The sequence below is a fragment of the Streptomyces sp. NPDC053367 genome, assembly GCF_044545925.1.
Classification (GTDB): Bacteria; Actinomycetota; Actinomycetes; order Streptomycetales; family Streptomycetaceae; genus Streptomyces.
Genome location: NZ_JBITYN010000011.1, coordinates 202,391 through 214,873, shown reverse-complemented (window position 1 = coordinate 214,873; position 12,483 = coordinate 202,391). Strand labels below are relative to the sequence as shown.

The 12,483-nt window shown below is 70.9% G+C and carries 20 protein-coding genes; 13 read left to right on the top strand and 7 right to left on the bottom strand.

The window, feature by feature from the left end:
• The first annotated feature begins 5 nt into the window (after positions 1 to 5).
• Genes ACIGXJ_RS29415 through ACIGXJ_RS29400 form a run of 4 tightly spaced genes read left to right on the top strand, consistent with a single transcriptional unit; the run spans position 6 to position 1,694 of the window.
• Positions 6 to 980 (top strand): hypothetical protein, encoded by a 975-nt coding sequence (locus ACIGXJ_RS29415; RefSeq protein WP_399651537.1) that lies wholly within the window; start codon positions 6 to 8, stop codon positions 978 to 980.
• A 26-nt stretch (positions 981 to 1,006) separates the two neighbouring features.
• On the top strand, positions 1,007 to 1,243 hold the full coding sequence (locus ACIGXJ_RS29410) for a hypothetical protein (protein ID WP_399651534.1): 237 nt from the start codon (positions 1,007 to 1,009) through the stop codon (positions 1,241 to 1,243).
• An 11-nt stretch (positions 1,244 to 1,254) separates the two neighbouring features.
• A complete protein-coding gene (locus tag ACIGXJ_RS29405; RefSeq protein ID WP_399651977.1) occupies positions 1,255 to 1,491 on the top strand; it encodes a hypothetical protein in 237 nt (78 codons plus the stop codon).
• The gene (locus ACIGXJ_RS29400) at positions 1,488 to 1,694 is read left to right on the top strand and encodes a hypothetical protein (protein WP_399651531.1); all 207 of its coding nucleotides are present in this window, start codon (positions 1,488 to 1,490) and stop codon (positions 1,692 to 1,694) included. The genes ACIGXJ_RS29405 and ACIGXJ_RS29400 overlap by 4 nt, the downstream gene beginning before the upstream one ends.
• Positions 1,695 to 1,832: 138 nt before the next feature.
• Here the strand turns inward: ACIGXJ_RS29400 and ACIGXJ_RS29395 are convergent, their stop codons facing one another.
• Together ACIGXJ_RS29395 and ACIGXJ_RS29390 are read right to left on the bottom strand one after the other, a co-directional pair.
• A complete protein-coding gene (locus tag ACIGXJ_RS29395) occupies positions 1,833 to 2,012 on the bottom strand; it encodes a hypothetical protein (protein ID WP_399651528.1) in 180 nt (59 codons plus the stop codon).
• Positions 2,013 to 2,030: 18 nt separating this feature from the next.
• The gene (locus ACIGXJ_RS29390) at positions 2,031 to 2,831 is read right to left on the bottom strand and encodes a GntR family transcriptional regulator (RefSeq protein WP_399651525.1); all 801 of its coding nucleotides are present in this window, start codon (positions 2,829 to 2,831) and stop codon (positions 2,031 to 2,033) included.
• A gap of 15 nt (positions 2,832 to 2,846) precedes the next feature.
• Here ACIGXJ_RS29390 and ACIGXJ_RS29385 point away from each other — a divergent pair, with 15 nt between their 5' ends.
• Genes ACIGXJ_RS29385 through ACIGXJ_RS29370 form a run of 4 tightly spaced genes read left to right on the top strand, consistent with a single transcriptional unit; the run spans position 2,847 to position 4,213 of the window.
• Positions 2,847 to 3,269 (top strand): hypothetical protein, encoded by a 423-nt coding sequence (locus ACIGXJ_RS29385; RefSeq protein ID WP_399651522.1) that lies wholly within the window; start codon positions 2,847 to 2,849, stop codon positions 3,267 to 3,269.
• The gene (locus ACIGXJ_RS29380; RefSeq protein WP_399651519.1) at positions 3,266 to 3,544 is read left to right on the top strand and encodes a hypothetical protein; all 279 of its coding nucleotides are present in this window, start codon (positions 3,266 to 3,268) and stop codon (positions 3,542 to 3,544) included. Before ACIGXJ_RS29385 ends, ACIGXJ_RS29380 begins: the two co-directional genes overlap by 4 nt.
• A complete protein-coding gene (locus ACIGXJ_RS29375) occupies positions 3,541 to 4,056 on the top strand; it encodes a glycine-rich domain-containing protein (protein ID WP_399651516.1) in 516 nt (171 codons plus the stop codon). Before ACIGXJ_RS29380 ends, ACIGXJ_RS29375 begins: the two co-directional genes overlap by 4 nt.
• A gap of 34 nt (positions 4,057 to 4,090) precedes the next feature.
• A complete protein-coding gene (locus ACIGXJ_RS29370) occupies positions 4,091 to 4,213 on the top strand; it encodes a hypothetical protein (protein WP_399651513.1) in 123 nt (40 codons plus the stop codon).
• A gap of 35 nt (positions 4,214 to 4,248) precedes the next feature.
• Here the strand turns inward: ACIGXJ_RS29370 and ACIGXJ_RS29365 are convergent, their stop codons facing one another.
• Positions 4,249 to 4,467 (bottom strand): helix-turn-helix domain-containing protein, encoded by a 219-nt coding sequence (locus tag ACIGXJ_RS29365; RefSeq protein WP_399651510.1) that lies wholly within the window; start codon positions 4,465 to 4,467, stop codon positions 4,249 to 4,251.
• 683 nt (positions 4,468 to 5,150) lie between these two features.
• On the opposite strand from ACIGXJ_RS29365, the gene ACIGXJ_RS29360 reads away from it, so the two are divergent.
• Both ACIGXJ_RS29360 and ACIGXJ_RS29355 read left to right on the top strand, forming a co-directional pair.
• Entirely contained in the window at positions 5,151 to 5,630 is a 480-nt protein-coding gene (locus ACIGXJ_RS29360) for a hypothetical protein (RefSeq protein WP_399651507.1), read from the top strand.
• Complete coding sequence (locus tag ACIGXJ_RS29355) at positions 5,627 to 6,106, top strand: hypothetical protein (protein WP_399651504.1); 480 nt, start codon at positions 5,627 to 5,629, stop codon at positions 6,104 to 6,106. Before ACIGXJ_RS29360 ends, ACIGXJ_RS29355 begins: the two co-directional genes overlap by 4 nt.
• Here the strand turns inward: ACIGXJ_RS29355 and ACIGXJ_RS29350 are convergent.
• Positions 6,072 to 6,815, bottom strand: a complete 744-nt coding sequence (locus ACIGXJ_RS29350; protein WP_399651501.1) for a class I SAM-dependent methyltransferase — start codon at positions 6,813 to 6,815, stop codon at positions 6,072 to 6,074. The two genes, ACIGXJ_RS29355 and ACIGXJ_RS29350, sit on opposite strands and share 35 nt — an antisense overlap.
• Before the next feature lie 36 nt (positions 6,816 to 6,851).
• On the bottom strand, positions 6,852 to 7,157 hold the full coding sequence (locus ACIGXJ_RS29345) for a 4a-hydroxytetrahydrobiopterin dehydratase (RefSeq protein WP_399651498.1): 306 nt from the start codon (positions 7,155 to 7,157) through the stop codon (positions 6,852 to 6,854).
• Between the two features lie 73 nt (positions 7,158 to 7,230).
• Between ACIGXJ_RS29345 and ACIGXJ_RS29340 the strand changes: the two genes are divergently transcribed.
• Positions 7,231 to 8,070 carry a helix-turn-helix domain-containing protein gene (locus ACIGXJ_RS29340; protein WP_399651495.1) on the top strand — a complete coding sequence of 280 codons (840 nt, stop codon included), beginning with the start codon at positions 7,231 to 7,233 and terminating at the stop codon, positions 8,068 to 8,070.
• Here the strand turns inward: ACIGXJ_RS29340 and ACIGXJ_RS29335 are convergent.
• On the bottom strand, positions 8,052 to 8,477 hold the full coding sequence (locus ACIGXJ_RS29335; protein ID WP_399651492.1) for a hypothetical protein: 426 nt from the start codon (positions 8,475 to 8,477) through the stop codon (positions 8,052 to 8,054). The genes ACIGXJ_RS29340 and ACIGXJ_RS29335 overlap by 19 nt on opposite strands.
• A gap of 229 nt (positions 8,478 to 8,706) precedes the next feature.
• On the opposite strand from ACIGXJ_RS29335, the gene ACIGXJ_RS29330 reads away from it, so the two are divergent.
• Both ACIGXJ_RS29330 and ACIGXJ_RS29325 read left to right on the top strand, forming a co-directional pair.
• Positions 8,707 to 9,570: a helix-turn-helix domain-containing protein gene (locus tag ACIGXJ_RS29330; protein ID WP_399651489.1), complete on the top strand. Its 864-nt coding sequence runs from the start codon at positions 8,707 to 8,709 to the stop codon at positions 9,568 to 9,570.
• Between the two features lie 50 nt (positions 9,571 to 9,620).
• Positions 9,621 to 10,421 (top strand): SAM-dependent methyltransferase, encoded by an 801-nt coding sequence (locus ACIGXJ_RS29325; RefSeq protein ID WP_399651486.1) that lies wholly within the window; start codon positions 9,621 to 9,623, stop codon positions 10,419 to 10,421.
• A gap of 80 nt (positions 10,422 to 10,501) precedes the next feature.
• On the opposite strand, the gene dnaK is transcribed toward ACIGXJ_RS29325, so the two are convergent.
• Positions 10,502 to 12,349 carry a molecular chaperone DnaK gene (gene dnaK / locus ACIGXJ_RS29320; RefSeq protein WP_399651483.1) on the bottom strand — a complete coding sequence of 616 codons (1,848 nt, stop codon included), beginning with the start codon at positions 12,347 to 12,349 and terminating at the stop codon, positions 10,502 to 10,504.
• Between the last annotated feature and the right edge of the window lie 134 nt (positions 12,350 to 12,483).

Here is a 12,483-nt window from a genome sequence, read left to right as displayed (position 1 = left end):
CTGGCATGGCACGCACCGGACCACAGCGCTACCCGGGCGCCTCGACGGCGGCTTGGTACCAGGACGACTTCCCAGGCTCGCCGATGGAGGTGAACGTCGTTGTCCTCCATACGACCGAGGGCACGTCGTTGCCGTCCTACGGGGGCGGCGGGTCCGCACCGAACCTGACCGCGCGCCCGGACTTCGCGGCGAAGCGGCTGGTCTGGTTCCAGCACTTCGACATCGACGTCTCCTCCCGCGCCCTCCGCAACCTGTCGGGCGGGGTGGAGACGAACACCCTGAACGTCTGCCAGGTGGAGCTGGTCGGCACCTGCGACCCGACCACCCACCAGCGCTGGCAGGCCGCAGGCGTAGCGCACATCTACTGGCCGGAAGCCCCGGACTGGGCGCTCCGCGACGTGGCCGCGTTCCTGCGGTGGATGAACGCCGAGCACGGCGTCCCCCTCGTCGGGCCGTCCCGGTGGCCGGCGTACCCCAGCTCTTACGGGTCGGCCGGCGGGCAGCGGATGTCGGGCGCGCAGTGGACCGGGTTCTCCGGGGTGTGCGGTCACATGCACGTCCCGGAGAACGACCACGGCGACCCGGGCGCCATCGACTTCCCCAAGCTGATTGCCCTGGCCAAGGGCAGCACGACTCCGTCCGAGGAGGACGACATGGCGCTGAGCGCTGAGGACAAGGCGTGGATCGAGGCCGCGATCAGGCGGCTGGTGCCGGTGGCGGTGCTGAACACGGACAACGTCCTGAAGAACCCGAACCCGGCGACGGCGGACGAGAACCCGTACATCGCGCTGGCGACGGCGATCGGGAACATCGAGATCCTCGCGCGGCGCACGGAGGGCCGGGTGATCGGGCTGAAGGCGCCGTCGTTGACGGATGCGCAGGTGGGTGCGTTGGCGGCGGCTGTGGCTGCGCATCCGCTGCTGGCGGATCTGATCGCGACGAAGGTCGCGGACAAGCTCGCCTCGCGACTCGCGAGCTGACCCCCCTCACAGACAGGAGACTGATCATGAAGGATTCGTCGAAGCGCACGGCCCGCACAGTGCTGCAGACCGGCGTCGGCGTGGCCGTGGCCCTGCCCGGCATCGTCGCCGCGTCGGGGGTGCCGGAGTCCCTGCCGTGGGTGGCGGGCGCCCTGGCGGTGGCGGGCGGCTTCGCCCGGGTGATGGCCCTCCCCGCGGTGCAGGGGCTGCTCCCGGCGTGGCTGCGGACGGACGGGGGCGGGACTGAGGCGGTACGCGAGTGACGACTCCGGAGGTGTCTGTGGCGCTGGAGCTGGAGCGGCTGAGGGGAACCTGCGAGACCGGGTTCACTCGGGTGGATGGGCAGCTCGCTCTCCTGGTCCAGCGCGGTGATCAGACAGACAAGGACATCGCGGAGCTGAAGGCGGAGGTTGAGGCGTTGAAGCGCGGTCGCTGGCCTCTGCCGTCGATCGCTGCGGTGTGTGGTGTGGCCGGGCTGGGGATGGCGCTGTGGCAGGCGGCGGGCCGGTGACCAGCGCGGATGTGGTGTGGGCGGGGCTGATCCTGGCGGGTGCGGCTTTCGAGACGTATGCGCTGCGCAACGCCCGCCAGGGGGACACGCTCAGCGAGTCGACGCGCAGGTGGTTCCGGGTCCACACGCGGGCGGGCGCCGTGGCGTTCGGCGTCTCGTGGGCCGCGTTCTCCCTCTGGTACGGGTGGCACATCCTGACCTGACTGGTCGCACGAGAGGCCTCGTCCGCTACGGCGGGCGGGGCCCTCTGCTTGTAGCTACTTGAAGCCGAAGACCTACAAGTAGAGCTACAAGTAGGTCTGGTGAGTGCTTGTTGGAGAAGAGGGGGCGGTTGTTGAAGATCACGCCGCCGTGCTCATGTCCCCGCGTTCCACCCGCCGCAACTCGGCCAGCAGCCGCGCGTACTCCTCCCGCTGCAGCGTCGTCAACGGCACAGCCGGATGCGACCACAGCGCGCGGATCTCCGCATTCACCTCAGCAGCAGAGCGCACGACAGCACCGGGCGCAGGATCGGGGGACATGATCCAAGGCTAGAGCCCTCAGTCCTCCAGGTCGATCCTGAAGTCCACGATCGTGGTATCTCCCCGCCGCACGATGGGATGCGCTACCTCCACCACCCGGCCTGTGTCCGCGATGTGCCGCCGCGTGTACCGCAGGACCGGAACGCCCGCGCCTATCCGCAGCGTTGCCGCCTCCACCTCGGTGGGCATCGCCGCCGTGAACGACTCCGTGATCTGCGTGACCCGGATGCCGAGCGTCGCCAGCTGCGCGCGAGTTCCGCCGGGCCAGGGCTCGTTGATCGGGTCGGCGACGGGGGTGCCGGCCACGTCGGACCAGCGCACGTAGCTCGTCGACATCTGGGTGGGCTGGTCGTTGTCGTAGAAGATGAAGTGCCGCGCGAGGAGCTGCTCGCCGGGCGCGCACTCGAACAGCGCGGCCAACTCGGCGTCCGCCTGGACGCGCTCGAACCGCTTGTCGAGCCGGTACTCCGACCAGCCGATGCCCTGATCCCGCGTGTATGGCGTCGACTTGGCGCCGGGCGTGGACCGGTAGCGGTCGGCGGCCATGCGGTGGATCGGCGGGCGGGGCCTGACGCGGGTGCCGGCGCGGGCGTTGGACTCGACGAGGCCTTCGCCGCGGAGGAGTGCGATGGCGTTGCGGATGGTGGTCTGTGACACGCCGTAGGCGTCGCAGAGTTCGGGGAGGGTGGGGATCTGGTCGCCGGGCGCCCACTCGCCCGCGGTGATGCGGCGCCGCAGGTCGGCGGCGATGCGCAGGTACTCGGGCTGTGCCACGGCGGTGCTCCCACGGTTGGTGATCGCGTCAATCTGTGTACACATACTGTCCCGTCCCCCTTGACCTGCGCCAACCTCGCGGACATTCTGAGTACAGAAAAGCAGATCCTGTACTCAGATAGCTACTGGTCGTGGGGGACATTCATGTCCGAAACAGGCAGAACATGGCAGCGTGCGTTCAAGGGCCACGCCAGCGAGGCTGCCGAAGTTCGGGCCTGGACAGCGAAACGCACCACCCCCGAAGACGCCGTGCAGATCGCCCACGAACTGTTCGCCGCCGTCCTCAGCTCCGGCGCAGACGTCATCGAGCTGACCCTCTCTACCGCAGGCCAGCGGCTCCGCATCACCGCCACCGGCGACCGCCGCTTATCCCTACGCCACAGCCACGGCCCCGGCTGGACCATCATCGCCGCACTCGCCCAACGCACCGGCACCACCACAGACGAGTCGGGCCTGTGGGCGCAGATCGAGACCGACACATGAGCAGCCCCCTGCCGCCCGCAACCAGCCTGACCGGCCCGCAGTACAACGGCTGGGCCTGCGTCTGGTGCGGCACCTCACTCGCCCGCACCGGAGGCGTCAGCGCAGGCATCGCCCGCGGCCAGATCGGCGCCCACGTCCTCGATGTCGAGGTGTACGCCTGCCCGGCAGGCTGCCGCACGCGGCCGACCAAGACTCCCGCCCGAGCCGGTGATCCTCCACAGAACCCGGCCGGGCGGGCCATCCCCAACCACACTCAGCAGAGGAGACCATCGTGACCTTACCGCCGAACCCTGGCCCCGACCGCGACCCGACGCCCGGCCCGGTGCCTGTCCTGCCGCGCATGCTGCTGACGGACCAGCAGTTCGCCAGCGTGCGGGGCACGGTGATGGACGCCAACCCCGGCATGGGTGAGGAGCTCGCGGGCCGGATCGTCGACGAGGGCATCAAGTTCGTGACCGCGTGCGCCAAGCACCCGGGTGCCGGTTTGGTGCCGTCGCGGATCGTGGACGAGGGCTGGCACGCCCTGATCCTCCACACCGCCCTCTACGCCGACCTCTGCCGCGAGGTGGGCGGCCAGTTCGTGCACCACTACCCGGGCTACGACCCCGGCAACTACGACCCCACGGTCCTGGACCGCACGCGTGAGGCGATCGAGGGCCTGGGCTGGGACGTCGACGAGGAACTCTGGGTGGCACCGTCGGACGAGACGCTCGTCGCCGTGGCCGCGAAGTGCCAGCACTCCGACGACTCCGGTCCGATCGTCACCTTGCCCAAGCCCAAGGGCTGACAGCCCCTACGCTGGCGGGACGAAGGGAGGCCGCATGTCCGAGTGGATCGACCCGCGGTACGCGGAACTGGTCGCGGCGTGGAAGCGCGCGCAGCAGCCGGAATCCGATGGTGAGGGTCGGCAGGCGCGGGGTTTCATCGTCCCGCCCAAGCCGTAGACCGGGCGGCCCCGGCTGTAGCTGGTCGGGGCCGTTCACCGCAGGAGATCCGCCAGCGGCATCCCGAGGGCGTCGGCGACGAGCAGCAAGTCGTCGAGGTTGGGTGGTGTTGCCGCGGTCTCCCACCGGTGGACGGTTTTGTGGTCGCGGCCGACGAGCTCGCCGAGCTGCATTTGGGAGAGGCCGAGTTGGCGGCGTGCCATGCGGATGCGTTCCCCGATCTGCCGGCGTCGGGTGGTTACCCAGGCGGGCATGGGGTCGAGTGGCACCCGACCACGTTGGAATGATCTTGGGAAGAAGTCTTTACCATCAGTGGTAAATCGCTAACTCTGGGGTACCCGCGTAGATATATGCAGGTACCATCGGCCAGAACTCAACAGAGAGTCACGAATCCACACCCCGTGTGACGGTCGCGCGCGCATATGCCTGCCGCAACCGCTTCCCAGGATGGTCGTCCCATGATGGGATCAAGCTGCCCCACCCCCCACCACGTGCCCGGCGCGGTGCACTGAGCCTGCACCGCGTCGGACTGGCCGTCCGTCTGTCGTGAGTACCCCCTCGTCGGCAGGCGGACGGTCACATCACTGGCCAGCTTGAACCGAAGTCAAACTCACTCGAACGAGTGACCGATTTGGGCGTGACGGATGCCCCGTACACGCGTTAGAAAGAGTGGCCAGGGTGGGGCACAGGTCCCCTCCCCGGGGTGACAGCCCCACCCTGGTCCAACGGCCCCCGACGTTCACCGTCGGGGGCCGACTCATTTCCCATGGGGAACGGATGGGGTAATGATCTTGTGAACTCAGGCTAACTCAAGCGAACTAGGGCCAACTCAAGCGAACTTGCAATCCACGGCCCCGCAGGCCAGCCCGTCGACCTGCAACAAGTCCACCAACACGACTGACACATGGTGTCAGTGAAGCCGTCCTAGCGTCCTGCCATGGCTTTCACGGAAAAACTGCTCACCGTGCCACCGCCGATCGAGGTGGCCGGGCGGCACGTCAAGCGCTACCACGTCACCGCCGACCCCGCGGGCATCGCGCCCGAGGTGCGGGAGGCGGCGTACGCGATCCTGCCGAAGCTGCTGCCGGAGCCGGACGGCACCCCGCCCGCGACCTTCGTGGTGCTGCACCGGGGCGGCGACAGCGGCGCCTATCTGAACGTCTACAGCTGGGTGTGGGACAACGTGCTGCACTTCCGGGGCGCCGCCGCCGGACAGCCGGTGCTCGGCTGCCCGGACCGCGATCCCACCCACTTCGTGCCGACCGGGCGGCCCTGGATCGGCTGCGTCTGGGAGCTGCCGCCGATCCGGCACGAGCGGGACGCCTGGGTCCGGCATCTGCTCGCGCCCGGCACCCCCGACCTGGCCGCGTACCTGGCCGACAGCATGCCCGAGGGAACCACGGGAGACCCCGCATGAGCAGCCCGCACGACTTCGACTTCCTGCACGGCGACTGGGACGTCCGCAACCGCCGGCGCACCGACTTCCTGGACCCCGCCGGCGCATGGGAGGAGTTCCCGGCCACCACCCGCTGCTGGAGCCTCTTCGACGGCGCGGCCAACGTCGACGAGATCGACATGCCCCACCTCGGCTGCCGCGGACTGACCCTGCGGCTGTTCGACCCGCGGACGCGGCAGTGGTCGCTGAACTGGGCGTCCAGCCGGACCGGGCGGCTGTTCCCGCCGGTGCTCGGGCACTTCGAGGACGGCCGGGGCGTCTTCCACGGCGACGACGCCTACGACGGCAAGGAGGTGCGGGTGCGCTTCGTGTGGTCGGGGATCGGCGCGGCCACGGCCCGCTGGGAGCAGGCGTTCTCCCTGGACGACGGCGAGAGCTGGCTGACGAACTGGTCGATGGAGTTCACCCGCGCGGCTTGCGGAACGCCCGCAGGCTGAACTCCGGGTCCGGGCGGGGCCGGTCCTGGTCGGGGAGCCCGGCGAGACGCGCCGCGAACTCCTCGGTGCGCGGCTCACCCGGCGGGAGGGTGACGAACCAGCCGCGCCGCAGGTCGGCGATGGTGCGCCGGGGGCTGCGGCCCTGGCCCCGCCCCGGGAAGCGGGCCCGTCCGGCGGGTGTCAGTCCGTGTGCCGCGGCGAGCGCGGCGACGGTGCCGGCGGCGTCGTGGGCGGGGCTGGGCGGCCGGGAGGCGAGGACGGCGTCGATGTCGCTGCCCACGTTGTGCGCGGCGGCCTTGTCGACGGTGGTGACGTAGACCCCGCCGGGCCGCAGCACCCGCGCGCACTCGGCGACGACACCGCGCACGTCGGTGTCGTCCAGCAGGTGCAGCAGCCAGACGCTGACGACGGCGTCGAAGGAGGCGTCCGGGAACGGCAGCCGGCGGCTGTCGGCGACGACGACCCGGCCGGGCAGCCGGGCGGCGGCCGTCCGGGCCATCCCGGCCGCCAGGTCCACGCCCGTCACCCGGGTGCCGGGGCGGGCCGCGGCGAGGCGGCGGGTGACGATGCCGGTGCCGCAGGCGAGGTCCAGCAGGTCGGTGCGGTCCGGGGGCAGCAGCCCGAGGACCGCGTCGGCGGCGGCCGCCGCCCGGGGCTCACCGCCGCGCAGGGCGTCGTAGGCGTCGGCTTCCTTGTCGTAGTCGAGCATGCGCGCCCCCCGGCCGTCACTGATCGATCATCCGGGTCAGCTTGCCCCATGCCCGGGTGCCAGGTCTTCCACCTTTCGCGCAAGGCTGAAGTCCATGTCGGTGACGGCGCCGCCCGCGCTGTGGGTGTTCACCGCCAGGCGCACGGTGTTGTAGCCGAGGGTGAGGTCGGAGTGGTGGTTCAGCTCCTCCTGCACCTGCGCGATGTGCACGACCAGCGCGGCCGCGGCGAAGTGGGAACCGAGCCGGTAGGTGCGGGTGAGCCGGTCGTCCTCGACCGCCCAGCCGGGCAGCTCGGCCAGCCGGTCCTCGATCTCCTTCAGCGACAGGGGTTCGACGGCCACGCGTGGCTCCCTTCCTGGGAATCCGGGGATCGTGTACCTGACCAGCGTGCCTCGCTCGACTACGGTCGTCCACATGACCACAGTGAGGTCCGCCCGGGCCACCGTTCCCGCCGCTGCCGCCGCCTCCGCCGACTCGGGTGTCGGTCCGCTGCTGCGGGCCTGGCGGGAGCAGCGGCGGGTCAGCCAGCTGGAGCTGGCGCTGCGCGCCGACTCCTCCGCCCGGCACATCAGCTTCGTCGAGACCGGCCGCTCCCGGCCGAGCGAGGAGCTGCTGCTGCGGCTGGCCGAGCACCTGGAGGTGCCGGTGCGCGAGCGCAACGCCCTGCTGCTGGCGGCCGGTTACGCCCCGCGCTACCCGGAGACCCCGCTGGACGACCCGGCACTGCGCTCGCTGCGCGAGGGCATGGAGCGGCTGATCCAGGGCTACGAGCCCTACCCGGCGCTGGTGGTCGACGCGACGTACGACGTGGTGGCCGCCAACCGGGGCATCCTGATGCTGTTGGACGGCATGCCCGAGGAGCTGCTGGCGCCGCCGCTGAACGCGATGCGGCTGACCCTGCACCCGAAGGGCCTCGCGCCGCGCATCCGCAATCTGCGCGAGTGGCGCGGGCATCTGCTGGCGCAGATGGAGCGGCAGATCGCGCTGCACCGCTCCCAGCCGCTGCGGGAGCTGTACGAGGAGGTCGCGGCGTATCCGGTGCCCGACGAGGCACCGGGCGCGGAGCCCGAGGAGCCGGTGCCGTACTTCGCGCTGCCGCTCCAGGTGGAGCACGAGGGGCGGGTGCTGTCCTTCATCTCGTCCATCTCCACCTTCAACACCCCCATGGACGTGACCGTCGCCGAGCTGGCCATCGAGACGCTGCTCCCGGCCGACCCGGCGACGGTCAAGTACCTTCACTCGCTCATGCCCTGACGGGACCTCAGGGCGGTGTGCTGGAGCAGGGCGAAGCCGATGACCGTGAGGGCCTGCAGCACCGTCCACACCGTGCCGGCGGTGCTGGGGTCCAGCCAGAGGCCGAGCGCGACGAAACTCACCGCCGACCAGGCGAGGTTGGCCTCGATCACGGCCTTCACCGGCAGCGCGGCCGGCCGGGTGCGGGAGGCCAGCAGGCCCACCGCGATCGCGTACGCCGTGAGGAACGCGCCCAGTTCGAGCAGCAGGGGCCTGCCGACGCCGAGGAGGTCGGCCAGGGGGCCGGACGCGGCGAGGTAGGCGAGGCCGTTGACGCCGGTCACCGCCGTGTCGAGAGCCAGGAACCTACGCAGGGCGGTGTTGGGCTCCGAGGTGCGGGCGAGGGCGCTGAGTGCGGTGGCGGACATGGGAATCACCCTCCGGGCAGGTCGTGTTGTCGGTGGGACAACCATGCCGGGACGCGTCCGCCGGGGTCGATTACCTCAGAGGTAATCATGGGTGGTCGGAGCTCACCCGAGATCATCCGAAGCCGGCCGAGGTGATGCGCCTGAGCCGTCCCGCTCACACCGCGCGGCGGAGCGGCATATTCAAAAGGGCCCGCTCCCCTTTACAGTGCAGGCGTGCTGAGGAGGCGTGGTGAGTGAGCGGCGGCCTGCGCCCACCGTCGGGCAGGTGGTGCTCGGCAGGCGGCTGCAGGAACTGCGGGAGGCGGCGGGCCTCAAGCGGGAGGAGGCCGCCAAGGTGCTGCGCGTCGCCCCGGCGACCGTGCGGCGGATGGAGACGGCCGAGGTCTCGCTGAAGATCCCGTATGTGCAGGTGCTGCTGGAGACCTACGGGGTGCCGCAGGAGGAGGCGGAGACGTTCGTCTCGCTCGCCGAGGAGGCCAACCAGCCGGGCTGGTGGCAGCGGTACCACGACGTGCTGCCCGAGTGGTTCAGCCTGTACGTCAGCCTGGAGGGCGCCGCCCGGCTGATCCGCTCCTACGAGCCGCACTTCGTGCCCGGCCTGCTGCAGACCGAGGCGTACGCCCGTGCCGTCATGGCGGCCGGGACGATAGGGCAGCAGGGGCCGGAGGCGGTCGAGCGGCACGTCGCCCTGCGGATGGAGCGGCAGCGGCTGCTGGAGCGCGCCGACCCGCCCCATCTCTGGGTGATCATCGACGAGACGGTGCTGCGGCGGCCCGTGTGCGGGCGCCCCGAGGTGATGCGCGACCAGCTGGACCGGCTGCTCGAGGCCGCCGAGCGGGACCGGGTCACGCTCCAGGTCGCCGAGTTCGCGAGCGGCCCGCACCCGGGGACGTACGCGCCCTTCTCGCTGTTCCGCTTCGCCGAGCCCGAGTTGCCGGACATGGTGTTCACCGAGTACCTGACCGGCGCCCTCTATCTCGACTCGCGCCAGGAGGTCTCCGCGCATCTGGAGGTGCTGGACCATGTCACGGCCCATGCCGCGTCCGGCCGGCGCACCAAGAAGATCCTCCAGGAGTACCGCGAGCGCTACTAGGGGGACGCCCCCCTAGCCATGACCCACTTCTTTCGAGGAGCGCATTCCGCATGACCGGACCCGACGCCGCAGCCCCCCGTATCGACACCAGCCGGCCGCACCCGGCCCGGGTGTACGACTGGTGGCTGGGCGGCAAGGACAACTACCCGGTGGACGAGGAGCTCGCCCGGCGCATCCTCGCCGTGGACGGCACGGTGGTGCGTGGCGCCCGTGCCAACCGGCGTTTCATGCACCGGGCCGTCCGTACGGTCGCCGAGGCCGGCATCCGCCAGTTCCTCGACATCGGCACCGGGATACCGACCGAGCCGAACCTGCACCAGATCGCCCAGCGGGTCGCCCCGGAGTCGAAGGTGGTGTACGCGGACAACGACCCGATCGTGCTGCGCCACGCGGAGGCCCTGCTCGGCGGCACGCCCGAGGGAAGCACCGACTACGTGCACGCCGACGTCCGGGACGCCGGCGCCCTGCTGGCCCGCGCCGAGGAGTCGCTGGACTTCGCCGAGCCGGTCGCGCTGTCGCTGGTGGCGCTGACGCACTACCTCGACGACGAGGCGTACGGGCTCGTGGAGCGGTACGTCGACGCGCTCGCGCCGGGCAGCTACCTGATCCTGTCGCAGGTCACACCCGATCTGAACCCGGCCGCCATCGAGCAGGCCGCGGAGAACTTCCGGCGCAGCGGCACGTCCTTCCACCCGCGCACGCTGGCCGAGTTCACGCGGTTCTTCGAGGGTCTGGAGCTGCTCGGCCCGGGCGTGATCCCGGTCCACGGCTGGCGCCCGGAGGCGGAGGACGTGGCCGCGCAGGCGGAGGGGATCGTCCCGGTGTACGCGGGGGTGGCCCGCAAGCCCTGACCCGCCGGGGGCGCCCGGTCCGGGGGCGGGAGCGGGTGGGGCCGCCGGTCGGGCGGCTCCTCCCGGGCGTCTCCGCCGGGTCAGGCGGCTCCGCCCTTGCGTTCGCGGTCGTCGTCGACGATCTCGGCGTCGACCACGCCCTCCTCCTCCGGTGCCGTGGGCGTCTCGTTGGGCGTCCGGGTCTGCGCGTACATCGCCTGTCCCATCTTCTGGCTGATGCCGGCGAGTTTCTCGACGCCCGCGCGCAGGGGTCCGGTGTCGGCGTTCTGCTCCAGCAGCGCCTTGAGGTCGGCGACGGCGGACTCGACCTCGGAGCGGGTGGCCTGCGGTACCCGCTCGGGGTTGTCGTGGAGGAACTTCTCGGTCTGGTAGACGAGTTGCTCGGCCTGGTTGCGGGCCTCGGCGTTCTCGCGGCGGGTGCGGTCCTCCTCGGCGTACTGCTCGGCCTCGCGCATCATGCGGTCGATGTCGTCCTTCGGCAGCGCCGAGCCGCCGGTGACGGTCATCTTCTGCTCGCGCCCGGTGCCGAGGTCCTTGGCGGAGACGTGCATGATCCCGTTGGCGTCGATGTCGAACGCGACCTCGATCTGCGGCACGCCCCGCGGCGCGGGCGGCAGTCCGGTGAGGTCGAAGGTGCCGAGCTTCTTGTTGTACGCGGCGATCTCGCGCTCGCCCTGGTAGACCTGGATGCCGACGGAGGGCTGGTTGTCCTCGGCGGTGGTGAAGATCTCCGAACGCCGGGTGGGGATCGTGGTGTTGCGCTCGATCAGCTTGGTCATGATGCCGCCCTTGGTCTCGATGCCGAGGGACAGCGGGGTCACGTCGAGCAGCAGCACGTCCTTGACGTCGCCGCGGATCACCCCGGCCTGCAGGGCGGCGCCGACGGCCACGACCTCGTCGGGGTTGACGCCCTTGTGCGGGTCCTTGCCGGTCAGCTCGCGCACCAGGTCGGTGACGGCGGGCATCCGGGTGGAGCCGCCGACCAGGATGACGTGGTCGATCGCGGAGAGCTTGATGCCGGCGTCCTTGACCGCCTGGTGGAAGGGCGTCCTGCAGCGGTCCAGCAGATCGGCGGTGAGCTCCTGGAACTGGGCGCGGGTGAGCTTCTCCTCCAGGTGCAGCGGGCCCTCGGCGGAGGCGGTGACGTAGGGCAGGTTGATGTTCGTCTCCGAGGAGCTGGACAGCTCGATCTTGGCCCGCTCGGCGGCCTCCCTGAGGCGCTGCACGGCCATCTTGTCCTTGGAGAGGTCGATGCCGTACTGCCCCTGGAAGCGTTTGACCAGGTGCTCGACGATCCGCTGGTCCCAGTCGTCGCCGCCGAGGCGGGTGTCGCCGTTGGTGGCCCTGACCTCGATGACGCCGTCGCCGATCTCCAGCAGGGACACGTCGAAGGTGCCGCCGCCGAGGTCGAAGACCAGCACGGTCTGCTCCTCGCCGCGGTCCAGGCCGTAGGCGAGGGCGGCTGCGGTCGGCTCGTTGATGATCCGCAGCACCCTCAGGCCGGCGATCTCCCCGGCCTCCTTGGTGGCCTGGCGCTGGGTGTCGTCGAAGTAGGCGGGCACGGTGATCACCGCGTCGGTGACGTCCTCGCCGAGGTAGGCCTCCGCGTCCCGCTTCAGCTTCTGCAGCACCCGCGCGGACAGCTCCTGCGCCCGGTAGCGGGTGCCGTCCACGGAGCCCTGCTCCGGGAAGCGCCACGAGCCGTCGCCCATGTGCCGCTTCACCGAGCGGGCGGTGCGCTCGACGTTGGTGACCGCCTGCCGCTTGGCGACCTCGCCGACGAGGACCTCGCCGTTCTTGGCGAACGCCACCACCGACGGTGTCGTACGGGCGCCCTCCGCGTTGGCGACGACGGTGGGCTCACCGCCCTCCAGCACGGCCACCACCGAGTTCGTGGTCCCCAGATCGATACCGACCGCACGTGCCATCGCCGTCCCCTTCCACGAGGGTCTCCCCGGTCGCCTGCACCTCCAGCACAAAACCTGAGCGGATGCTTGTCAATGGGGCGCTCGGCGCACAGGGGCGCGGCCCGCCGCCGGGGCGGGCCGCACCGCCTGTCCTG